20 protein-coding genes are annotated in these 22,985 nt (G+C 35.8%); 19 read left to right on the top strand and 1 reads right to left on the bottom strand.

The annotated features are described in order from the left end of the window. The first annotated feature begins 98 nt into the window (after positions 1–98). Positions 99–281, top strand: a complete 183-nt coding sequence (locus JF75_RS05785) for a hypothetical protein (RefSeq protein WP_046332237.1) — start codon at positions 99–101, stop codon at positions 279–281. 102 nt (positions 282–383) lie between these two features. Continuing rightward, positions 384–1,010: a nucleoside/nucleotide kinase family protein gene (locus JF75_RS05780; RefSeq protein ID WP_046332236.1), complete on the top strand. Its 627-nt coding sequence runs from the start codon at positions 384–386 to the stop codon at positions 1,008–1,010. 57 nt (positions 1,011–1,067) lie between these two features. Here JF75_RS05780 and JF75_RS05775 read toward each other — a convergent pair whose 3' ends face one another. Beyond that, positions 1,068–2,189 carry an acyltransferase family protein gene (locus tag JF75_RS05775; RefSeq protein WP_046332235.1) on the bottom strand — a complete coding sequence of 374 codons (1,122 nt, stop codon included), beginning with the start codon at positions 2,187–2,189 and terminating at the stop codon, positions 1,068–1,070. Positions 2,190–2,412: 223 nt separating this feature from the next. On the opposite strand from JF75_RS05775, the gene vprA reads away from it, so the two are divergent. The 17 genes from vprA to ribF all read left to right on the top strand — a co-directional run bounded on the left by vprA (position 2,413) and on the right by ribF (position 22,879). Further along, positions 2,413–3,864: a vinyl phenol reductase gene (vprA, locus tag JF75_RS05770; protein ID WP_046332234.1), complete on the top strand. Its 1,452-nt coding sequence runs from the start codon at positions 2,413–2,415 to the stop codon at positions 3,862–3,864. 407 nt (positions 3,865–4,271) lie between these two features. After that, entirely contained in the window at positions 4,272–5,183 is a 912-nt protein-coding gene (locus tag JF75_RS05765) for an ROK family protein (protein WP_046332233.1), read from the top strand. A 164-nt stretch (positions 5,184–5,347) separates the two neighbouring features. Continuing rightward, positions 5,348–6,079: a UMP kinase gene (pyrH, locus tag JF75_RS05760; protein ID WP_045928215.1), complete on the top strand. Its 732-nt coding sequence runs from the start codon at positions 5,348–5,350 to the stop codon at positions 6,077–6,079. Continuing rightward, positions 6,072–6,629 carry a ribosome recycling factor gene (gene frr / locus JF75_RS05755; RefSeq protein WP_045928214.1) on the top strand — a complete coding sequence of 186 codons (558 nt, stop codon included), beginning with the start codon at positions 6,072–6,074 and terminating at the stop codon, positions 6,627–6,629. The genes pyrH and frr overlap by 8 nt, the downstream gene beginning before the upstream one ends. 4 nt (positions 6,630–6,633) lie before the next feature. Beyond that, entirely contained in the window at positions 6,634–7,368 is a 735-nt protein-coding gene (locus JF75_RS05750) for an undecaprenyl pyrophosphate synthase (RefSeq protein WP_045928213.1), read from the top strand. An 8-nt stretch (positions 7,369–7,376) separates the two neighbouring features. Continuing rightward, entirely contained in the window at positions 7,377–8,174 is a 798-nt protein-coding gene (locus tag JF75_RS05745) for a phosphatidate cytidylyltransferase (protein ID WP_046332232.1), read from the top strand. A gap of 10 nt (positions 8,175–8,184) precedes the next feature. Beyond that, entirely contained in the window at positions 8,185–9,441 is a 1,257-nt protein-coding gene (gene rseP / locus JF75_RS05740; RefSeq protein WP_046332231.1) for an RIP metalloprotease RseP, read from the top strand. Positions 9,442–9,466: 25 nt separating this feature from the next. Further along, a complete protein-coding gene (locus tag JF75_RS05735; protein ID WP_046332230.1) occupies positions 9,467–11,167 on the top strand; it encodes a proline--tRNA ligase in 1,701 nt (566 codons plus the stop codon). A 5-nt stretch (positions 11,168–11,172) separates the two neighbouring features. Further along, a complete protein-coding gene (locus JF75_RS05730; protein ID WP_046332229.1) occupies positions 11,173–15,480 on the top strand; it encodes a PolC-type DNA polymerase III in 4,308 nt (1,435 codons plus the stop codon). A 105-nt stretch (positions 15,481–15,585) separates the two neighbouring features. Then, positions 15,586–16,059, top strand: a complete 474-nt coding sequence (gene rimP, locus JF75_RS05725) for a ribosome maturation factor RimP (RefSeq protein ID WP_046332228.1) — start codon at positions 15,586–15,588, stop codon at positions 16,057–16,059. A gap of 18 nt (positions 16,060–16,077) precedes the next feature. Next, entirely contained in the window at positions 16,078–17,337 is a 1,260-nt protein-coding gene (nusA, locus tag JF75_RS05720) for a transcription termination factor NusA (protein WP_046332227.1), read from the top strand. Between the two features lie 17 nt (positions 17,338–17,354). Then, a complete protein-coding gene (gene rnpM, locus JF75_RS05715) occupies positions 17,355–17,651 on the top strand; it encodes an RNase P modulator RnpM (RefSeq protein ID WP_141639320.1) in 297 nt (98 codons plus the stop codon). A 2-nt stretch (positions 17,652–17,653) separates the two neighbouring features. Further along, entirely contained in the window at positions 17,654–17,965 is a 312-nt protein-coding gene (locus JF75_RS05710) for a L7Ae/L30e/S12e/Gadd45 family ribosomal protein (RefSeq protein WP_046332226.1), read from the top strand. A 4-nt stretch (positions 17,966–17,969) separates the two neighbouring features. Further along, a complete protein-coding gene (gene infB / locus JF75_RS05705; protein WP_046332225.1) occupies positions 17,970–20,609 on the top strand; it encodes a translation initiation factor IF-2 in 2,640 nt (879 codons plus the stop codon). 18 nt (positions 20,610–20,627) lie between these two features. Further along, positions 20,628–20,990 (top strand): ribosome-binding factor A, encoded by a 363-nt coding sequence (locus JF75_RS05700; protein ID WP_046332224.1) that lies wholly within the window; start codon positions 20,628–20,630, stop codon positions 20,988–20,990. 44 nt (positions 20,991–21,034) lie between these two features. Beyond that, entirely contained in the window at positions 21,035–21,928 is an 894-nt protein-coding gene (truB, locus tag JF75_RS05695) for a tRNA pseudouridine(55) synthase TruB (protein WP_046332951.1), read from the top strand. An 18-nt stretch (positions 21,929–21,946) separates the two neighbouring features. Then, positions 21,947–22,879, top strand: a complete 933-nt coding sequence (ribF, locus tag JF75_RS05690; protein ID WP_046332223.1) for a riboflavin biosynthesis protein RibF — start codon at positions 21,947–21,949, stop codon at positions 22,877–22,879. Positions 22,880–22,985: the final 106 nt, after the last annotated feature.

The following is a 22,985-nucleotide window of genomic DNA, read 5'->3' as shown; positions in this document are numbered from 1 at the left end:
CTTTTAATTTTTTGAATCCATTAATGATTATTTTGGCTTATATTTATTATAATTAATATAAATAAACAATTACTAGATTGATTAAATTGGAGGTATTTATGGGTTTCTGGGTTATGATTTTGGCTTTGATATCTGGAGCGGTTCTAATCTATTTTAGTTTTGCTGGTCAGCTTTCAAAGTTAACAAAGAAAATTGCTTTTGTGGCAGGATTCCTACTGATAGTGGGTGCTATTTTCATAGCTACTCCAACTGGAGCCGAATTTGTGATGAAAATTACCTAATTTTAATGAAATCGCTTGCAAAAAAATAGCACACCGTGTATACTTTAAAACTGCACTGTTAATTTACAGGGCAGTTTTTTAGTTTTTAATGGAGGCGTGAAAATGGAATTTACTGAGCAAGATTATGAAAATCGTAAAAATTTTGTCAAAGGTTTGTTTTCTTTAGGCGGATTAAGTGAAAGCGGCAAATCAGCTGCTGGAATTTATTTTGACAGCATTGGTATCAAACGAATGAAGATTATTGCAGTAGAAAAAGAAATGATGATAGAACGCAATTATCAGTTCACTGGACATCCATCAGAACAAGATTTCACCAATCTTTATGCTAAAGACACTGAAAAGGTGTTTAAAGAGTTCTTATACCGTTTAATAGGTAAAATGCAAGATGAAAATATTCATTATGCATCAATTGAAAGCTTATACCGTTCAGAATTAGGTGTCTACCTTAAAAAAGAACTAGGTTCTAAAATGATGAACATTTACATTGAAGCGCCTCTTGAAGTTCGCGCTCAAAGAGAATACAAAAAGCAAACAATTGATAACGGTAAAAACTTTACTTTTGAACAAATAATTGAGCGAACCAAAAAGAAGGATCAGTTCAAAATTAAGCATGGAGCACTTAAAGTAAAGGATATAGCAGATATTATTGTTAACAATGACTCTTTTGTAGAAAATGAAAAGCAATATTTAAATATTATGGCAGGCATTGCTTCTATAGTAAAAAAGTAAAAAATAAAGCACTTTGTTTTAATTATTGTCAAAGTGCTTTTTATTTGAAAATATTTGTTATTTTAGACTAAGCATACTTAAGAACTTTTTCGCTTTTGACCACCAAATATGAAGATCATATGCTGAAGTAAAGGAAAGTATCCACGTCAGGGTCCATGTGCCAAAAAAAGTAAGGAATGGATGATAAATAGCATGATGATTCATGTTTAGTCCTTGCCAAATCAGTTGATTCCAAAATACATTTGATAAATATGCTCGATAGGCATAAGTTGCTAAAAAGTGAAAGACTTTCAAGCAAGTTTTAGAGTTGTGTCTAATATTAAATAAACATAATGCAGCTACTAAAGCTATAACGGCTAAACAGTAAAATGTCATAGACGGCTTATAATATGGGGCATTTGCAAAAAGAACCGGATGACCAAATCCGTGAAATTCGAAATTAGTCCATAAAAAGCATGCAACAAAACCAACTAAGATCAGCCACCAAAACTTATATAGAAATGTATTGACATAGTCCCTAAATTGCCAGGCCAATACACCATAGACACCATAAATAAAGAAAGAAATAAAAATACGATCTAGCAGATACCAGTTCTTTTCTTGTGGACCATGAAAAACGTAAAAGTCATAAAACCAGAGCCATGCAAAATATAAAACAAAAGTAATAGCGGCAACTAGTAAACCACGTTTAACATTGTTACCAACATAGCGGCTAATAGCCCAGAAAATAGGCATTAAAATTATAAATTGCAACATCATTGTGTTATACCACAGGTGAGGAGCAGCGTTACCATTAACAAATTGCCAGCAAAAGGAACTAAAATTATTAAATCTGTTTATCTGTTGAAGCCAGGGCATTCCCAGCAAGTAAATAAGTGTCCACCAAAATGTAGGAACAAACACATTTAACCAACTTGATCGCATATACTGCTTGTAAGAAAAAGTGCCATCCAAATCATTTATTCGAATTGTTGAGTATAAAATGCCAAAAATAAAAGCAGGAGCTGTATATTTAACAAAATTATACATAATACCAAAAATATCTTGCGTATGAAAAGGTTGGCCCACTTCCATAATTAAAGCCATGATTGGTTGCGCCATTACAGCAGTGCAGGCGAATACTTTCAAATAATCTCCTACATCAGCAATATTGAATGATTCGTAAGAATACTTTTTCATTTTTAGTTTGAAAATTCACTTTCTTTTAGCTTATATTTTTAAAATTTTGAGATACTAATATTTTCTATTATAAACTCAAAAAAGGATATCAATCAGACGATGAAGTTTTTTACAATAAGAACTAAAATAAATTTTTGAATTTATTATTTTAGTTATATTATAGATGGAGAGAGTTTTCATACATACGTATAGTATTTATTTTTACTTTTATAAAGGAGACAAAATGTTATCAAAAAGAAATGACTATGACTTGGTTGTAATTGGCTCAGGATTATCTGGTCAAGCAGCTGCAGCAGCTTCTGTTGAAAAAGGCTTAAACACTTTAGTGGTTGAGAAAGGTCGAACAACAGGTGGATCTGGAAATTATGTAGAAGGTATTTTTGCTGTAAATAGTAAAATGCAGAAAAAGCAGGGAATTAATCTGTCTGAAAAAGAAATTTTGCATGACGAACAAGAATTTTCCCATTTTGAGGCAGATACAATGATATGGAAAGACTATATTGCGCAGTCTGCTAAAAATGTTGAATGGTTAAATAATATTGGAGTTAAATTTGATGGTGTAGCAACACTTGGTGCAGGACTCAACACATGGCATATGTTTAAGGGTTTAGGTAATCATGCAATTCACGATGCAATGCAGCCGTATTCTGAAAAAAACGGTGTGGAATTTATCACTTCAGCTGCAGCAGTTAATCTTCTACAAAATAGCACTGGAAATATTACTGGAGTAAATATTGAAGATTTTGCAACCAAAAAGCAGAAGGAAATAAAAACTAAAGCGGTAATATTGGCTACTGGCGGTTACTTAAATAACAGAAAAATGCTTTTAAAGTATTTTAATTCTAATGCAAATCGCATTATTCCTATGAATTCTGGAAAAAGTGATGGTTCAGGACTTCAATTAGCATGGAAGGTTGGAGCCAAAAAATTTGGAATGGGAATGGCAATGATGTTTGGAGGACAAATAAAAGAAGATACTATTCCCTCATATCAATTTTGGAAAACAGATATTGGTATTGCAAGTTGTGAAATGGCTCCACTTTGGGTTAATGAAGTTGGGCAGAGATTCGTTGACGAAAGTGTTTTTAGAATATGGGCGCATGCTGGAAATGCTATTATCAGACAAGAAAAGGTATATGCAATATTTGATCAAGATATCTTGGATGAGTTTGCTGATAAAAAATTACCTAGGAGTTTAAAACCGCTTTCTGATCGTACTAGACTTGATAAGTTGAAAAGTATGATTTCTAAAGCTGAAAAAACCCACCTGTCATTCTTGACTAAAGCTAATTCTATTGCTGAGTTGGCTGAAAAACTGCACCTGCCTCAATTAGCAGAAACAGTTAAGCGATATAATCAGTTAGCACTTATAAAAAAAGATGAAGATTTTGAAAAAACAGCAAACTACCTTAAGACCATCCAAAAAGGTCCTTTTTATGCTTTTGAATTGGGTGTAGGAGCTTATTGTACAATGGGTGGTTTGAGAGTAAACCGCAAAAATGAAGTCTTAGATGAAAATGGTAGACAAATATCTGGATTATATGCCGTTGGATCTGATGCCTCAGCTGTTCTTGTGGGTGATACCTATGGTGTAAATGTTCCTGGTTCTGAAGCAGGGTATTGTATTTATTCAGGTAGAACAGCTGTCGATAATATTGCAATGTTAACTCATTAGAAAATCACATTTAAAAAGACTAATTAAGAGTTCTATAATGGCCAGATTTATGTTTAACTTTTTAGGTGCACTTCACTAATAGCAAGTATTAATATCTATTTAACGCTGATCTCTTAGTTTTTATTTAGCTTTTTTAAACAATAACTCTAACATTCCTGCTATTTAAACTTTTTTCATTATTGTTAACGTTATTGCTATTAGTAAAATACATATGTCAAGAGCCTGAAGATGATTTACAGTGGCAAAATCTTTTCCAGGCTTTTGTTTATTTGAATGTGCCATTGACCTAGAAATAAAACTATTGGCTGATTTTATTTTGAATGTCAAATAGTTGTTTGAAGAGAATATTTGAGATAATGTAATAAGGTTGTTTGCAATAGTTAATATGAATTATGTGAAAGAGTGTAATGAAAAATTATTTAAGTATTGATATCGGCGGAACTGAAATTAAATTTGCAAAATTGGATTATGCTGGAAATATAATCGAAAAAGACAAAATTGCTACTGTTAAAAATAAAACTGAGTTTTTGAAAAAAATAGATCAAATTGTAAAATATTATATTTCAGATATTAAAGGTTTAGCATTTTGTTCTCCTGGAAAAATTGAAAACACAAAAATTAGATTTGGCGGTTCATTACCTTTTTTGGACGGAATTGATTTTGCCGAAATTTATGGTAAAAAGTATAGGATTCCGGTAGCGATAATAAATGATGGCAAGGCCAGCGTTTTAGCAGAAAATTGGCTAGGCAGTTTAAAGGGTGAGTCGAACTGTGCTGCAATTACGCTCGGAACCGGCGTTGGCGGCGGTATTATAATTAACGGTCATTTATTGCGAGGCTCACATTATCAAGCAGGTGAATTAAGTTTTATGATTAGTAATTTATCCCGCCCTAAAAATATGGCAGGTGCCGTTGGTAGTAATGGTTCAGGCGTGAATTTTGTTAAAGCAATTAATCGTAAAATTAATCATCAAAATGAAAATGACGGATTATATGCTTTTGATGCCATTAAGTCCGGTAAAAAAGAAGCCGTTAGAATTTTTAATGACTATTGTTTAAAAGTGGCAACTTTAATTCTTAATATTCAAACAGTAGTAGATTTAGATAAAATAGCCGTTGGTGGCGGTATAAGCGCACAACCAATTTTAATTAGCGGTATAAATAAAGCATACGATAAATTAGTTAATAATTATAATCCAATCATTGGTGATACTTTGATTAAACCTGCAATCGTTTCTGCTCATTTTAGAAATGATTCGAATTTATACGGATCGCTTTATAATTTATTACTTCAAATTAATAGAGAAAATAAATATTAATTATATTTTGAAAATCTCGAAGTAGATAACTTTGAGATTTTTTGTTTTCTCCCGTTACTTTTTAGCTCTGAGAATTTTTTTAAGAAATTCCACTCTTTTATTTCTAAGTCCACATTTGCCCTTTTTATATGGTAGAATAACTAAAGTTAATAGAGGAGGTTGTCATGACTAAAGTTAAGTATAAGCGAATAGTTTTGAAAATTTCTGGTGAGGCTCTGGCTGGTGATGAAGGAACCGGTATAAATCCTACTGTCATTAGTCATTTAGCAAAGGAGATTAAATCTGTTCACGATTTGGGAGTTGACATTGGTATCGTCTGTGGTGGCGGTAATATGTGGCGTGGAGAAACTGGCGCAAAACTAGGGATGGAACGTTCACAGGCTGATTATATGGGGATGCTTGCTACCATAATGAACGGGTTAGCTCTTCAAGATGGCTTGGAACATGTAGGCGTACCAACTAGATTGCAAACATCAATTGAAATGAGGCAAATAGCAGAACCCTATATTAGGAGAAAAGCTATTCACCACATGGAAAAAGGACGCGTAGTTATTATGGGTGGCGGCACTGGTAATCCTTATTTCTCTACTGACACAACTGCTGCTTTAAGAGCTGCGGAAATAGGTGCTGACGTGATCCTAATGGCTAAAAATGGAGTTGACGGAGTTTACTCCGCTGATCCAAAGGTTGATCCGCATGCCAAAAAATACAGTGAACTTTCTCAATTAGATATTATTTCTAAAAACTTAAAAGTCATGGACAGAACTGCAAGCTCACTTTCAATGGATACCAACATTCCTCTTATCGTATTTAATGTTAATACTGAAGGTAACATAAAAAAAGTGGTATTAGGTGAGAATATTGGAACAGTAATCGGAGGAAAAAATAATGAATAATGACGCAATAAAAAAAGCTCAAGATAATATGAAAAAATCAATTACTGTTTTTCAAAAAAACTTGAGCTCTATTCGTGCCGGTGTTGCTAACGCAGCTCTACTTGATGGGGTAAAAGTAGACTATTATGGAGCGCCAACCCCCTTGACGCAAATGTCTAGTGTGACTATTCCTGAGCCACGCGTGTTATTAATTACACCTTATGATCAAAACAGTCTTGATGATATTGAACATGCACTCTTGGCGTCCAATTTGGGTTTAACTCCTGCAAATGATGGTAAGGTCATTCGTCTTGTTATTCCACAATTAACTGGTGAGAGACGTCAAGAAATTGCCAAAGAAGTCAATAAAATGGCTGAAGAAAGTAAAATTGCAATTAGAAATGTTCGTCGTGAAGCTATGAATAGTCTTAAAAAACAACAAAAAGACGATGAAATTACTGAAGATGAACAACGCAATTTGGAAAAGAAAGTCCAAAAAGTTACTGACGATGCTACCAAACAGATTGACCAAATTGCAGAAGAAAAACGTAAAGAGATTACCCAAGGCTAATTAAATGGCTGATAAAAAAAATCAATTAAATCATTTAGCTATTATCATGGATGGTAATGGTCGTTGGGCCACAAAACAGGGCAAACCACGAATTGCAGGTCATTACGAAGGTATGAATAATGTGGAAAGAATAACTTTAGCAGCCAACCAATTAGGCATCAAAGTTTTATCCTTATATGCGTTTTCTACTGAAAATTGGGGTAGACCAAAAGAAGAAGTAGCATATCTGATGAACTTACCTGTACGCTTTTTTGATAAGTTTATGCCAACCTTAATGAAAGAAAATGTCAAAGTGAACATTATGGGCTATTTAAACGAGTTACCCTCTAAGACCTATGATGTAGTGCAGAGAGCAATGGCTGAAACCGCTAATAACAGTGGTTTAATTTTAAACTTTGCTTTTAACTATGGCTCCCGAAGAGAAATTACTACAGCAGTAAAGGAAATAGCTACTCTTGTTGAAACAGGTAGTATTACTAGTGATGAAATTTCTGAAAAAATGATTTCTCAGAGATTAATGACTGCAAGTTTTGGTAAATACAGTGACCCAGACTTATTGATCAGAACATCTGGTGAGCAAAGAATATCTAATTTCATGTTATGGCAATTAGCATATTCAGAACTTGCTTTTAGTAAGAAAAACTGGCCTGATTTTACTAGAGAAGATCTAGAAAAATTTGTTATTGATTTTCAAAATCGTCATCGACGTTTCGGTAAAGTCGATGAATCGGATAGTTAGGTAAATATATGAAACAACGTGTAATCACAGCAGTTATTGCTTTAATTTTATTTATTCCTATCGTCATTGCTGGCGGGCTTTGGATGGATTGGCTCACCGTTTTGTTTGCGGCCGTTGGTATTAGTGAATTCTTTTTAATGAAAAAACAAATATTGGTTTCAATAAACTTTCTACTAGCTTTATTAGCCACTATTGTTTGGGCAGTTCCTGATAGTTTTCTCAGGTCAATGCCATTTCATTGGACAAAATACGGTATTTATTTTGCCTTGATAATGTTAATGCTAACTTGGACAGTTTTAACCAAAAATAAAACTACTTTTGATGATGTAGCGGTTTATACCTTGGGCTCACTATATGTAGGCACCGGCTTTCATTACATGGCAAGTATCAGAAACGCTGACAATGGCCTTGCGCTTCTTTGCTATGTTTTTGTTGTAGTTTGGTTAACAGATACTGGAGCCTACATGATTGGGCGTAAAATAGGTAAACATAAATTGTGGCCTGTAATTAGTCCTAATAAAACCTGGGAAGGATCAATTGGTGGCACAATTTGCGCTGTAATTTGTGCTGCAATTTATGTTTACTTTGTGAACTTGAAACACTCGCAAATTGAAATGATTATTTTTGCCCTTGTATTATCAATTGTAGGACAAATGGGTGACTTGGTTGAATCAGCTTATAAGAGATACTATGGCGTTAAAGATTCAGGCAAGATATTGCCAGGACATGGTGGAATTCTGGATCGCTTTGACAGCATGCTCTTTGTTTTACCTGTTTTTGCTGCTTTGATGGGAATCATACACTAGGAGGATTCTTGTGAAAGGAATACTTATCTTTTTAGTAGTATTTGGAATCTTGGTTTTTGTCCATGAATTTGGGCACTTTATCGTTGCGAAAAAGTGCGGTATTTTAGTGCGTGAATTTTCTATAGGTATGGGACCTAAGCTGTTCCAAGTACGACGCAATCCAACTACTTACACTATTAGGTGGCTTCCGTTAGGCGGATATGTCCGTTTAGCAAGTAAAGATGACGAAACTGATTTAGCAGCAGGGATGAGAGTAGTTTTGCAGCTTAATCAACAAAAAGAAGTTGTGAGAATTGACGCTTCTGAATCAGATATACCGATTGAAGGAATACCATTACAAATCACGAAATTTGATTTGGTAGATAAACTTTTTATTTCTGGATATGAAAATGGTGAAGAAGATCGGCTGGTTACCTACAAAGTCAATCATGATGCCACTGTTATTGATCAGTCAAAAACTGAGCTAATTATTGCCCCTCGAGATACCCAGTTTCAAGAAGCCAATGTCTGGCAAAAATTAGCTACCAACATTGCCGGACCGCTAATGAATATAATTCTAGGTTTTGTTGTTTTTTTAATTTGGACATTTACTGTTCCAGGTCCTGCAACTACAGAAATAGCTGCAGTAGCACCTAATTCACCAGCTGCTGTTGCAAAACTTGAGCCAGATTCAAAAATTGTGGCTCTTAATGGGCACAAAATAACGTCTTTCGAACAAATTTCGGAAGAAATATCTCAGAATAAAAGTAAAAAAATTAATATTTCCGTTATCAAAAATAAGCAAAAAAAAGTGGTAAGCGTTCAACCAAAAGTTGTTAAAGTTCAAGGCCAAAAAGTATATCAAATTGGAATTAGGGCAAAAAGTGATGAGAGCATCAGTGCTAAATTTAAACGTGGTTGGAACACGGCTGTTTCCACAACTGGAATGATTTTCAATGCGGTTGGTGGTTTATTCCGTCATTTTAGTTTAAATAAGCTTTCTGGACCTGTGGGCATTTATTCTCAGACATCACAGGTTTCGCAAATGGGTTTTACCTATATCTTAGCCTTTTTAGCCATGATTTCAATTAACTTGGGAATAGTGAATCTAATTCCTATACCTGGTCTTGATGGTGGTAAGTTTTTGCTTAACCTTATTGAAATAGTTCGTGGTAAACCAATTTCTGAAAATCATGAAGCCATGGTGGAATTGATAGGTTTTGGCTTACTGTTAGTGTTAATTATTGCTGTAACGGGAAATGATATTTACCGTTACTTTATTAAATAAAATATAAATTTGGGAGAGAGTTTAAATGCGACAATCTAAATTATTTATGCCGACTTTAAAGGAAGCACCAGCTGATGCTGTAGCTGAAAGTCATAAACTGATGCTGCGAGGCGGATATGTTCGTCAGGTTACGGCAGGCGTTTATGCATATTTGCCCTTAGGGTACCGTGTTCTAAGTAAAGCTGAACAGATAATGCGTGAAGAAATGGCAAAGATCAACGTGCCAGAAATGGCAATGCCGGATCTTTTACCAGCAACTTTATGGGAAGAATCAGGCAGATGGCAAAAATATGGTCCGGAAATGTTTAAACTTAAAGACAGACACGGTCGTCAAAGTCTGCTAGGGCCAACTCATGAGGAAACATTTACTGATATTGTCGCAAAAGATTTAAAAAGTTATAAACAAATGCCGATAGCTCTTTTCCAAATTCAATCAAAGTTTAGAGATGAAAACAGGCCTCGTTTCGGTTTATTGAGATCACGTGAATTTATCATGCTTGATGCATACAGCTTTGCGGCTACTAAAGAACAGCTTGATCAACAATTTGAGGATGAGAAAAAGGCTTTTACAGCTGCATATCACCGTTGTGGCTTAAAAGTTACTCCGGTTATTGCTGATTCAGGAACTATGGGTGGCAAAAATTCAACTGAATTTCAAGCTCCAGCTGCCATTGGTGAAGATACCATTGCTACCAATGAAACAGGAACGTATTCAGCCAACCTAGAAATGGCTTGCAGCATAGATACCTTTAAGCAAGAAGAGGAAGAATTAAAACAAGTTGAAGAAGTTGCTACTCCCGGGCAAGAAACAATCTCAGACTTAGTAGACTTTTTAAAAGTTCCAGCTACAAGAATTGTTAAAAGTATACTTTATATTGCTAATGAAAATGAAAAAGTATTGGTTTTAATTCGGGGCGATAAACAAGTAAACGAAATAAAACTGAAGCACTTGCTGGATGTTGATTCACTTCGAGTAGCTACTGATGCTGAATTAACAGACATCACTGGTGTAACTAAAGGTAGTGTGGGACCAATTAATGCTGATTGGGCTGATCAGGTAGTTGCAGATAATACAGTAAATAATCTTTATAACTTCGTTGTTGGGGCTAACAAAAAGGGTTTTCAGTTTAAAAATGTAAATTTAGGACGTGATTTTAATCCTGACAAATTCGCAGATGTGAGAGTGGCCAACGAGGGTGAACCAGATCCAGTTGATCACCTACCATTAAAATTTACAACTTCAATAGAGGTTGGTCATATTTTTAAACTGGGAACATACTACACAAAAACTATGGGTGCAAACTTTCTGGATAAAAATGGCAAAGCCCAACCTGTTATAATGGGCTCGTACGGTATTGGCGTCACGAGAGTTTTATCTGCAGTAATAGAACAGCATTTGACCAAAAATGGCGTTGCGTGGCCTAAAGAAATCGCACCATTTGACCTGCACATTGTGCAAATGAAAATGAAAGATGAAGGGCAAACAAATTTAGCTCAAAAACTTGAAGAAAAATACAGTGCTAAGTATGATGTATTATATGATGATCGTAATGAGCGGGCAGGAGTTAAATTTGCTGACGCTGACTTACTAGGTGCTCCAGTTAGGGTAACTGTCGGTAAAAAAGCAAATGAAGAAGTAGTTGAAGTTAAAAGACCTACTGATGAAAAAGCAACCGAAATGACGTTGTCCGAATTAGATGAATTTATTAATAAAGAGTTAGGATAATTTTCGTGACTGATAAAAATAAACTATTTTTAAGGTTATTGCAGCAAATAAAGTTTCCGCAAGAATTTGCAGATAATGATTTATTGCAGAAGGGCGAAATTGAGAACGTGGATGTTTACGCTAAAGAACATAGGTGGGATATCCATGTTCTTTTTACTACGCCACTAAAATTTGAAACCTTTAAGGCTTTGAATAAAGCTATAACAGCCAGTTTTTCCTCTTTTGTCAATGTTCATTTGTATGTTCGCTCTCAAGATGGAGCAGATGACTATTTATCTGATTATTGGCAATTCGCAGTGCAAAATTCTCATGCTTTACAACCTGTGGCACGTGAATTTATTTATAGTCATAAGCCTAAAAAGGAAAATGGGCGTTGGATTATTCCGGTAGACAATTTAGTTGTTGATGGCCTGCTCGAACAAAAAATGCTTGATGAACTAGCAGAAGAAATGAGAAATTTTGGTTTTTTCAACTTAAAATTTGTAACTGAAATTGACGATGAAAATTCAGTAAATAATTTGGCTAGTCTTCAGGAAATGCAGGAACAGCACGAGCAAAATATGCAGGAAGAATACGATGCTGCTCCAACACAAGAGAAGCCTAAACAAGCGACTTACCCAACTAAAAAGACTCGTTATGGCAACCGCAAATTGGATGAAAGTTTGCCTGTTACCCAAATAAAAGAAGTAATTGACGGTACAAGAAATGTTGTCATAGAAGGCAATATTTTTAATATTGCCAGTCGCGAATTAAAAAATGGCTCAATTATTTTTACAGGTGAAATAACTGACTACACTGATTCAATTTCATTTAAAAAGTTTGTTTCCGATAAAGAACAAATTGAAAATATGACAAAAATCAAACCGGGAACTTGGGCTAAAATGCAGGGATCGGCTGCTGAAGATCAGTGGAGTCATGACACCGTTTTTAATATTTCTTGTTTTGAAATTGTAGAGCATGTTGGCAGAACGGAAAAATATCAAGGTGATCAAAAAAGAGTAGAGTTACACTTACATACTAATATGAGTCAGCTTGACGCTACTAATACAGCAACTGATTTTGTCAAAGCAGCCAAAAAGTTTGGTCAAAAAGCAATCGCTATTACTGACCATGCCGATGTTCAAGCTTTCCCGGAAGCATATAATGCTGGTAAACAGAATGGCGTTAAAATTATTTATGGCCTTGAAGCAAATATGATTGACGATCATGCATTACTAGTTCTTAATCCTGCATCAATGACATATAAAGATCGTGAATTTGTTATTTTTGACGTTGAAACTACAGGTTTATCATCCGTTTACGACACCATTATTGAAATTGGCGCCGTAAAGATGAAAAATGGGGAAGTTCTTGAAAGATTTGACAAATTTATCAATCCTCATCATCCATTAAGCGAACAAACCATTAACTTAACTTCGATTACCGATGAAATGGTTGGGGCTGCTGATGATGAAGCTATAGTAATCAAACAATTTCAAGATTTTTATGGCGACCGTCCACTTTGCGGGCATAATGTTCAATTTGACGTGGGATTTGTCAATGCTGCCTTAAGACGGGCGGACCTCAGCGAAATAACGCAACCTGTTGTGGATACACTTGAAGTTTCGCGCTTGCTTCACCCAGAACAATCAAGACACACGCTCGATTCACTAGCTAAAAAATATAATGTAGTATTAGAGCATCACCATAGAGCTAATCAGGATGCTGAAGCAACAGGATACTTAATGTTTAAGCTCTTAGATGCCTTTACTGAAAAATATCATGAAGATAATTTAGGCAAGATGAATGATTATGCTGCTCAAGGTCAAGTGTTTAAGAGAGCAAGACCGCAACATATGACTATCTTAGCTAAAAATCAAGCGGGCCTTAAAAACATGTATCGTTTAGTTTCTATTGCCAGCACCAAGGATTTTTATAGGATTCCCCGCACTCCTAAATCTGATTTGCTTAAGAACCATGAAGGTCTGCTATACGGTTCGGGCTGTTCTGAAGGCGATGTTTTTGTTGCAATGATGCAAAAGGGCTATGACGAAGCACGTAAGAAGGCACGCTTTTACGACTATCTTGAAATTCAGCCACCAGCAAATTATTCGATCATGATCGAAGACCACCTGATAGCTGATGAAGCGGAACTTGAAGAAATTCTGACTAATATTTACAAATTGGGCAAGGAACTTGATAAACCTGTAGTGGCCACCGGGGATGCGCATTATTTGGAAGAACATGATGCAATTTACCGGACGATTCTAATTTCGGCTCAGCGTAGCAATCCTGATAGAAACAAAAAGCAGCCTGATATGCACTTTTACACCACACAGGAAATGCTGGATGCTTTTAGCTTTTTAGGTGAAGAAGTTGCTAAGGAAATAGTCATAACCAACCCTAATAAAATAGCTGAATCAATTGAAGAAATTTCACCTATTAAAGATGGACTTTATCCTCCTCACATTGATAATGCAGATGAAGAAATGAAACGTTTGACTTACGACAAAGCGCATGAGTTATATGGAGACCCCCTGCCTAAGATTGTCCAAGACAGACTCGACATGGAACTCAATTCTATAATTTCAAACGGCTATGCAGTCATTTACTTAATTTCACAAAGACTAGTGGCTAAGTCCAATAAAGATGGTTATTTAGTTGGGTCTCGTGGTTCTGTTGGCTCTAGTTTGGTTGCGACAATGTCTGGTATCACTGAGGTCAACCCACTGCCACCACATTATCGTTGCCCAAAATGTCAGTATTCTCAATTCTTTGAAAACGGTGAATATGGTTCCGGATACGACTTGCCTGATAAAAAATGTCCTAAATGTGGCGCAAACTTAGTTAAAGACGGCCAAGATATTCCTTTTGCAACGTTCTTAGGATTTCACGGTGACAAGGTTCCCGATATTGATTTGAATTTTTCAGGTGACTATCAACCGGTAGCCCATAATTTTATTCGGGTAATGTTTGGTCCTGATAATTCCTATCGTGCGGGTACAATTGCTACCGTTGCTGACAAGACAGCTTATGGTTATGCTAAACACTATGATGAAGAAAAAGAATTGAACCTGCGTAGTGCTGAACTTGATCGTTTAGCAGCTGGTGTCAGTGGCGTAAAAAGGACTACCGGGCAGCACCCCGCCGGTATTGTTGTTGTTCCTGATGATATGGATATCTATGACTTCACGCCCGTACAATATCCTGCAGATGATGTGAATGCTGCATGGTTGACCACCCATTTTGACTTTCATTCGATTCACGATAATATTTTGAAATTTGATATTTTAGGTCATGATGACCCAACTATGATCAGAATGTTGCAGGACCTTTCTGGGGTTGATCCTTTAACAATTCCGCCCGATGATCCAGGAGTAATGTCGCTTTTTTCCAGTCCCAAAATTTTAGGTGTTACTCCTGAACAAATTCAATCAGAAACAGGAACACTGGGAGTACCTGAATTTGGTACAAAATTTGTACGGGGAATGTTAGAAGAAACAAAGCCAACTACATTTTCTGAGTTACTGCAAATTTCTGGTTTGTCACACGGTACTGATGTCTGGTTAGGAAATGCTGAAGAATTAGTTAACAATGGTACTTGCAAGCTGAAAGATGTTATTGGTTGTCGCGACAACATCATGATGGACCTGATTCACTGGGGAGTTAAACCAGAAGTTGCCTTTTCTACCATGGAATCTGTTCGTCATGGTCGCGGAATCAGTGACGATGACATGGCAGTTCTCGAGAAAAATGATAAAATTCCTGACTGGTATATTCCATCTTGTCTTAAAATCAAGTATATGTTTCCGAAAGCCCATGCTACAGCCTATATTTTAATGGCCTTGAGGATTGCCTGGTTTAAAGTTTATTATCCGGAAATATACTATACAGCTTATTTCTCGGTGCGTGCTGATTTGTTTGATTTAGTAGCGATGAGTCATGGTAAAAATACGGTTAAAAAAGCAATGGCTGATATTCAAAATCAAGGTAATGATGCATCGGCAAAAGACAAAAGTTTGTTAACAGTTCTTGAAATCGCTAATGAATGTTTAGAGCGTGGAATAAAAATTAAAATGGTGGATATTAACCAATCAGAAGCCACTAATTTTAAAATTATTGACCAGCATACGATTTTAGCGCCATTTAACGCTGTTCCCGGGCTGGGAAATAATGCAGCCAAACAAATTGTTGCTGCCAGAACTGAGCAGAAGTTTTTGTCAAAAGAAGACTTGGCAAACCGTGGAAAAGTATCCCAGTCAATTATGGACTATTTAGAAAATAACGAAGTTCTAACTGGAATGCCGGAACAGAATCAACTTTCGCTCTTTTAAAATTTTGCAGTATTAATATAAATGTGATATAATTTCTTAAGAAGTTCGAATAAATGATTCGGAGTGAGCAGCTTTGCTCACTCTTTTTATTACGGAGGAAAGTACTTGGCGAAAGTTAAAGATTCTGTTCTTAAAGAAATTAAACCAATTATTGCAGAACGCAAAGATGAGTTTGTTGATATAGAATACGTTAAAGAAAAGGGACAAAATTATTTAAGAATATATGTTGATCGAGAAAATGGTATTGATATGGATGAAATTGCAGGGTTAAGTGAATTATTATCTGCAAAGCTTGATCAGATACAACCCGATCCGTTCCCTGACCCTTATATTTTAGAGGTTTCTTCTCCTGGTATCGAAAGGCTAATCAGAAATGAGACTGACTGGCAAAAAGCTTTAAATGAATATGTGCATGTGAAGTTATACCAGAAAGTTGAAGGTGGAAAAGAATATGAGGGAACTTTAAAATCTTATAATGATAGCGAAATCGAACTTGAAATAAAGGTAAAAACTAAAAAGAAAGTTTTATCACTTCCCCGTAAAACAATTGCAAGCATTCGTTTCGCAATTGAGTTTTAGAAAGGTTGATTAAAATTTATGTCTAAGGAAATGCTTGAAGCGTTCTCTACTCTCGAGAAAACAAAGGGTATAAAGCAAGACGTAATTGTTGAAGCGATAAAAGCAGCACTGGTTGCAGCATATAAGAAAAATTATAATCAGGCAACAAATGTAATAGTTGAATTTGATGAACGTAAAGGCGACTTTAAGCTGATGACTGAAAAGACTGTTGTCGAAGAAGTTCATGACGAACGGTTGGAGATCAGTTTAAAGGATGCTTTAACAATTAATCGGGCATATGAACTTGGTGATAAAATTCGTTTCGAAGTTGCACCTAAGAATTTCGGTAGAATTGCGGCACAAACGGCTAAACAAGTTATTATGCAACATTTGCGTGAGGCAGAGAGAAATCATATTATTGACGAGTATTCTCAGTATGAAGATGAATTAATAACAGGCACTGTTGAAAGACGTGATAATCGTTTCGTTTATGTTAAAATTGGTAATGTTGAAGCAGTAATGCCACGTAACGACCAGATGCCAGGTGAAAGCTATAATCCACAAGATCAAATTCGAGTTTTAGTTACTCATGTTGGTTCAGATTCAAAAGGTGCTCAAATTACGGTTTCACGCACTGCTCCTGATATGGTGAAGAGATTATTTGAACAGGAAGTACCTGAAATTTATGATGGAACTGTTGAAGTGGTCTCAATTGCTCGTGAAGCTGGAGACAGGACCAAGATCGCTGTAAAATCTAATGATCCTAATATTGATCCAGTAGGTACATGCGTTGGTCAAAGAGGTGCGCGGGTACAAAATGTAGTAAATGAACTTGATGGTGAAAATATTGATGTAGTTAAATACGAGGAAGATCCATCAGACTACATTGCTAATGCCTTGAATCCTGCTGAAGTAATTGCTGTTCAATTTGGAGATGAAGACAATGAAAAAAGTGCTTTAGTAATTGTTCCAGATTACCAGCTGTCACTTGCAATTGGTAAAAAAGGACAGAATGTTCGTTTAGCTGCCAGATTGACTGGCTATAAGATAGATATTAGACCGGAATCTGAAGTAGAATTTGTCGATGAAAGCACTGATCAAGCTGAAAAAGAAAATGAACAAGCTGAAACTGCTGATTCAGTTGAAGATAGTTCAAATTCTGCTTCAAAGATAAATACTGATTTTGCTGAGGGCGATGAATCTGATGGGGAGTCAACAACTTCTGAAGAGACTGAATCAGAAGATGAGTCACAAGATAAAGTAACTGATGGTGAAACAGTAGATTCTACTGAAAATTAAAGCAAGAGGTGAAACTTTTGAAGAAAAGAAAGATTCCAATGCGAAAAGATTTGTTAACTAATACTATGCAGCCCAAAAAAGAGTTGGTGCGTATTGTAGTCGACAAAGAAAAGAATATTTCAGTTGATCCTACTGGTAAAAAACCTGGTAGAGGAGCGTATGTTTCGCTTGATCCGAGTCAGATCAAAAATGCTCAAGAGAAAGGTTTAATTGAGCGCAGTTTAGGAACAAAAGTGCCTAAAGAGTTTTATCAAGAGCTTTACTCATATGTTGACCATCAAAAGGCGAGAAAAGAATTGTTTGGTGATAAATAGATTTGCAAAATAGACAAAAAGCATTGAACTTGTTGGGACTATGTCAAAAAGCTGGAAAATTAGTTTCAGGATCTGAAATTGTTTCTGTGGGCACAAAAGCCAAAAAGGTAAAACTAATTATTTTAGCTCAAGATAGCCATGCAGATACTACTGCAAAAATATTCAAAGTTGGGAAACAAAATAACGTTCTTGTTATTAATGAATTTAATAGTAATGAAATTTCCCAAGCTATAGGAAAAAAACGAAAAGTTTTAGGAATTACTGATACTGGTTTCTGCAAAGCATTGTTACAAAAAATAGATGAAGGAGTGTGATTTGATGGCTAAAACAAGAATTTATGAATTGGCAAAAGAATTAGGCATCGATAATAAAACTGTGGTCAATAAGGCGAAGGACCTGGGCCTCGATGTTAAAAATCATATGTCATCACTTGAAGATTCACAAGTAAATCAATTAAAAGATAGTTTTCGTAGCTCCGCTCCCGCGCAAAAGCAAGAAAAACCTGCGAAAAGGAGCAGTAAAATTAAAATTTCCGTTACCTCAATTCGCAAAAATGAAAAAAAGCATGAGGAAAATAAAGGTAACAAGAACAATAAAAGAACCAACAATTTTCACAGATCTAACAATAGATCAAGACAAGCTCAAGATCGTAACAAGCAAGGTACTAACCCAAATCAAAAGGCTTCAAAGCCAGTAGCACAGGACTTATTAAAACAGTTGAAACAAAAACAACGTGTGGATGAAAAGAAATTAAATCGTCAAAGTGAGAGAGTCCAGAAATCTTATAATGAAGACCAAACTAAGGCTAAAAAATCTTCTGGTGAAGATAGCCAAGTTGTTTCTAAATCCGAAAACAAAGTTATCAAGATCGAGACTACTGCACCTAAAGTAACTGGTCCAAAAATAATTAAGCCTTCACCTGCCAGAATGAAGAATAAACAAAAGGCAAGTCCAGTTAATAAACCTAAAGCTTTAGATACAAATAGTGCACCTGAACCAGCAAAAGAAGAAAAGCGTCGTGGTAATGGTCACGGTCGTAATTCTGGTAAACCTGGCAGAAAAGGCAAAAATCAAACTTTTGGTGCTAATAATTATTCAAGGCATCAAGAAAAACGTAAACGCAAAAATAAGAAAAAGCAGTTCGAACAGGTACCAAAGAAGCAACCAACTCAAAGAAAAGAGCGTCCGTTACCAGAAACATTGGTGTACGAAGTTGGTATGAATGCTCAAGATTTGGGAAAATTGTTGCACCGTGAACCAGCTGAAATAGTTAAAAAACTATTTATGTTAGGTGTGATGACTAATCAAAATCAGTCACTTGATAAAGATGCAATAGAATTAGTAGCTGCTGAATATAATATTAATGCCAAAGAAAAAGTTCATGAAGATATATCTGACATTGATACTCTCTATGATAAGAGAATGGCTGCTTCTAAGAAATCCAAACACCAGACCAAACGTCCACCTGTAGTTACGATTATGGGACATGTTGATCATGGTAAGACTACTTTACTTGATCGTTTGCGTCATACTCACGTGTCTGCTCATGAAGCTGGTGGCATTACGCAGAAAATCGGTGCCTATCAGGTAAGAGTTGATAATAAACCAATCACATTTTTAGATACGCCTGGACATGCAGCATTTTCTAATATGCGTGAACGTGGTGCTGAAATCACTGACATTGTTGTACTGGTTGTAGCTGCAGACGATGGGGTTATGCCACAAACTGTTGAAGCAATTGACCATGCTAAAAGTGCTAAAGTTCCAATTATTGTTGCAATTAACAAGATGGATGTACCAGGTGCAAATCCTGAACATGTTACTGAACAGTTAATGAAGTACAATTTGATTCCGGAGAATTATGGTGGTGACACTATTTTTGTAAACATTTCTGCCAAAACTGGTGAAAATGTTGATGAACTTTTACAAATGATTCTCTTACAGGCAGACGTCATGGAACTGCAAGCAGATCCTACGCAAAAGGCTATTGGCACCGTTATTGAAGCTCGCCTTTCCCGTGGACGTGGCCCAGTTGCTGACCTTCTAGTTCAACAGGGTACATTAAAAGTCGGTGATCCAATTGTTGTTGGAAATCGCTTTGGTAGGGTTCGTGTTATGACGAATGACCGCGGTCGTCAAGTAGAAAAAGCGACTCCATCTATGCCAGTTGAAATTACTGGGCTAAATGATGTGCCCGAGTCAGCCGATAAGATAGTAGTCTTTGATGATGAAAAGACTGCAAGAAGCGTTGGTGAACAAAGAGCACAACAGGCTTTACAACAGTCTCGTGAAAATGTCAAACATGTTACTCTTGATAACTTGTTTGACACAATGAAGAAAGAAAACATGAAAGAAGTAGACGTTGTCTTAAAAGCAGATGTCCAAGGTTCAGTAGAAGCTTTACAACAATCGCTTGAAAAGATAGAAGTTGAAGGCGTTCGTGTTAATATTATTCATGCTGGCGTAGGAGCAGTAAATGAATCAGATGTTACATTAGCCGGAGCTTCGAATGCCTTTATTATTGGCTTTAATGTTCGTCCAACTGCTACTGCTAAATCTCAAGCTGAAGCTGATGGAGTAGATATCCGACTGTATAGTATAATTTATAAGGCAATTGACGATGTTAAAGCTGCTATGAAAGGTATGCTTGAACCTACTTATGAAGATAAGGTTGTCGGTAACTTGACTGTACGTGAGACTTGGAAAGTCTCAAAAGTTGGGACGATTGCTGGTGCCTTTGTTGATTCTGGATACGTATCAAAAGATTCTGAAATCAATTTGATCCGTGATGGAGTTGTAATTTACACTGGAAAAGTTGCGTCACTCAAACGGTTTAAAGATGATGCCAAGATTGTTAAGCAAGGATTCGATTGTGGTTTAACAATTGAGGGCTATAATGATATTAAGATCGGTGACGAAATGGAAGCCGTCGAAAAACAGGAAGTTAAGCCTGAATAAGTTAACTGGGAGGAAAGTATGAAACACAGAATAGGTCGTGTTGAAGGAGAAATCCTCCGTGAATTAACGAAAATTTTACGTAAAAATATTCGTGATCCACGAGTTAATGATGTTACAATTACAGCGGTTGAATGCACAAATGATCTCTCTTATGCTACTGTATACTACAGTATTCTTTCTGAAGATTCTAAAAAAGAAGAAGAAGCAGCTGCTGGTTTAAATAAGGCTAAGGGAATGATGAGGCATTTGCTGGGACAAGTCCTAACTGTTTATAAAGTGCCCGAATTAATTTTTAAACGAGATAATTCAGTTAGATATGGTAGTAAAATTGATCAGTTAATCGCTGAAGTAAAAAAGCAGGATGCAAATCGCAATAATTAAGAAAAGCGCTGTGAAGCGCTTTTTTCATGGTTAAGGGATTAAAAATGTTAAATGGTATTTTAGTGATAGATAAAGATAAGGGCATGACAAGTGCCGATGTTGTCTATCATCTACGCAAAGTGTTGCATATTAAAAAAATGGGTCATGCAGGTACACTTGATCCTGACGTTACGGGAGTGCTACCAATTGCAATCGGTCAGGCCACAAAATTGATTGAACTGATGCATAAGGAAAATAAGAAATATGCAGGAGAGGGAATTTTGGGTTTTGCAACTGACAGTTATGATATTAGTGGCAAAAAGACAGAATATAAAAAAATTACTACCGAAATTAAAGCAAATCAAATTCAAAAAGCTATGCAAGAGTTTGTGGGCAAAATAGAACAAGTACCACCTATTTATTCGGCCGTCCGTGTGAATGGCAAGCATTTGTATGAATATGCAAGAGCAGGTAGTAAAGTTGAAAGGCCTAAAAGGCAAGTTGAAATTTTTTCTTACAATCTTGCAAATGAACCTGTTTTTGATAAAGAAAATGGTCAAGAAGTTTTTGATTTTGAAATTGAATGTAGCAAAGGGACCTATGTTCGTTCTTTAATAAATGATTTAGGAACAAAGCTTGGTGTGCCGGCAGTAATGAAAAACTTGCGCCGCACTTCTAGTTCCGGCTTTAATATTAATCAGGCTGTTAAATTGACGGAAGTTATAGAAAATCCAAATAAAGTTACTGAATTGCTTCAACCAATTGACTCTTTTTTCACTAATTATGCTCATGAGGATATTGATAAAGATTTGTGGGCCAAAGTTAAAAATGGTGCCACGATTTCACTGAAAACGAATGCAAAAAAAGTGGCATTAGGATACAATAATAGAGTTAAGGCAATTTATCAAAAAGATGGTACCATGTATCGCCCTTATTTAATGCTTTTACAAAATGAATAAGTGAATGAAGGTCTTATTATGGAAATTATCCATTTAACATACCCGTTTAAGGAGAATATTATTCCTCAAAAAATAATTCTTGCTTTAGGGTTTTTTGATGGCGTTCATCGTGGTCATCAAGAATTAATCAAAATCGCAAAAGAAAAAGCAATTCAAAAGCATTTACCATTAGTAGTAATGACATTTGATCGGCATCCTAAAGAAATTTATCAGAATAAAGAAGTTAGTTATATTGATACATTAGCTGAAAAAGCTTATAAAATGCAGGAGCTAAAAGTTGATTTTTTGCTTGTGATGCATTTTAATGAAGCATTTAGCAAACTGACTGCCCAGGAATTTGTAGATAAGATTATTGTTAAACTAAATGCTGATACAGTTGTAGCTGGCTTTGACTATACTTATGGTCCCAAACAGATTGCCAATATGAAAAACTTCCCCAAATTTGCCAAAGGAAGATTCAATATTATTGATGTTCCAAAACAGTCGTATGATGGCCAAAAAATCGGCTCTACCGAAATCAAAAAGGCTATTACCAGTGGAGATATGGAATTGGCCGCGAAGTTATTGGGATCTCCGTATGTTATGTCCGGTTATGTGGGTCACGGTTTACGTAATGGTCATAAGCTTGGTTTTCCTACTGCGAATCTTGTTTGGTCCGAGGACAAAGTGGTTCCTAAAATTGGAGTATACGCTACTAAAACCAAGATCAAAGGTAAGTGGTATGACTCTATGACAAGTGTTGGCTATAATGTCACGATTAATGAAGGTAAAAAACTTTATATTGAATCAAATTTATTTGGATTTGATCAAGAAGCCTATGATGAAGAAATAATAATCAAATGGTATAAGTATACCCGTGGCGAAATTAAATTTGATAACTTGAAGGATCTAAAAAAACAAATGAGCGCTGACGAGTCAGAAATTAAGACTTATTTTGCAAATATTGATTAGTTTGATTGATTTTAAAGAGATGGGTCTTTTTTGGTAAAAAAGTTAGCACTCAGCTTGACATTCTGCTAAAAGCTAGTATCATATTAATTGTTAGCACCTAATAGGA

The organism is Lactobacillus kimbladii (genome assembly GCF_000970755.1).
GTDB classification, from domain to species: domain Bacteria; phylum Bacillota; class Bacilli; order Lactobacillales; family Lactobacillaceae; genus Lactobacillus; species Lactobacillus kimbladii.
This window is presented reverse-complemented; position numbering and strand designations above follow the sequence as displayed.

Excerpts from the sequence above, each read along its gene's own strand:
- JF75_RS05785 (WP_046332237.1), top strand. The coding sequence starts at position 99 with ATGGGTTTCTGGGTTATGATTTTGGCTTTGATATCTGGAGCGGTTCTA.
- JF75_RS05780 (WP_046332236.1), top strand. The coding sequence starts at position 384 with ATGGAATTTACTGAGCAAGATTATGAAAATCGTAAAAATTTTGTCAAA.
- JF75_RS05775 (WP_046332235.1), bottom strand. The coding sequence starts at position 2,189 with ATGAAAAAGTATTCTTACGAATCATTCAATATTGCTGATGTAGGAGAT.
- vprA (WP_046332234.1), top strand. The coding sequence starts at position 2,413 with ATGTTATCAAAAAGAAATGACTATGACTTGGTTGTAATTGGCTCAGGA.
- JF75_RS05765 (WP_046332233.1), top strand. The coding sequence starts at position 4,272 with ATGAAAAATTATTTAAGTATTGATATCGGCGGAACTGAAATTAAATTT.
- pyrH (WP_045928215.1), top strand. The coding sequence starts at position 5,348 with ATGACTAAAGTTAAGTATAAGCGAATAGTTTTGAAAATTTCTGGTGAG.
- frr (WP_045928214.1), top strand. The coding sequence starts at position 6,072 with ATGAATAATGACGCAATAAAAAAAGCTCAAGATAATATGAAAAAATCA.
- JF75_RS05750 (WP_045928213.1), top strand. The coding sequence starts at position 6,634 with ATGGCTGATAAAAAAAATCAATTAAATCATTTAGCTATTATCATGGAT.
- JF75_RS05745 (WP_046332232.1), top strand. The coding sequence starts at position 7,377 with ATGAAACAACGTGTAATCACAGCAGTTATTGCTTTAATTTTATTTATT.
- JF75_RS05735 (WP_046332230.1), top strand. The coding sequence starts at position 9,467 with ATGCGACAATCTAAATTATTTATGCCGACTTTAAAGGAAGCACCAGCT.
- nusA (WP_046332227.1), top strand. The coding sequence starts at position 16,078 with ATGTCTAAGGAAATGCTTGAAGCGTTCTCTACTCTCGAGAAAACAAAG.
- infB (WP_046332225.1), top strand. The coding sequence starts at position 17,970 with ATGGCTAAAACAAGAATTTATGAATTGGCAAAAGAATTAGGCATCGAT.
- JF75_RS05700 (WP_046332224.1), top strand. The coding sequence starts at position 20,628 with ATGAAACACAGAATAGGTCGTGTTGAAGGAGAAATCCTCCGTGAATTA.
- truB (WP_046332951.1), top strand. The coding sequence starts at position 21,035 with ATGTTAAATGGTATTTTAGTGATAGATAAAGATAAGGGCATGACAAGT.
- ribF (WP_046332223.1), top strand. The coding sequence starts at position 21,947 with ATGGAAATTATCCATTTAACATACCCGTTTAAGGAGAATATTATTCCT.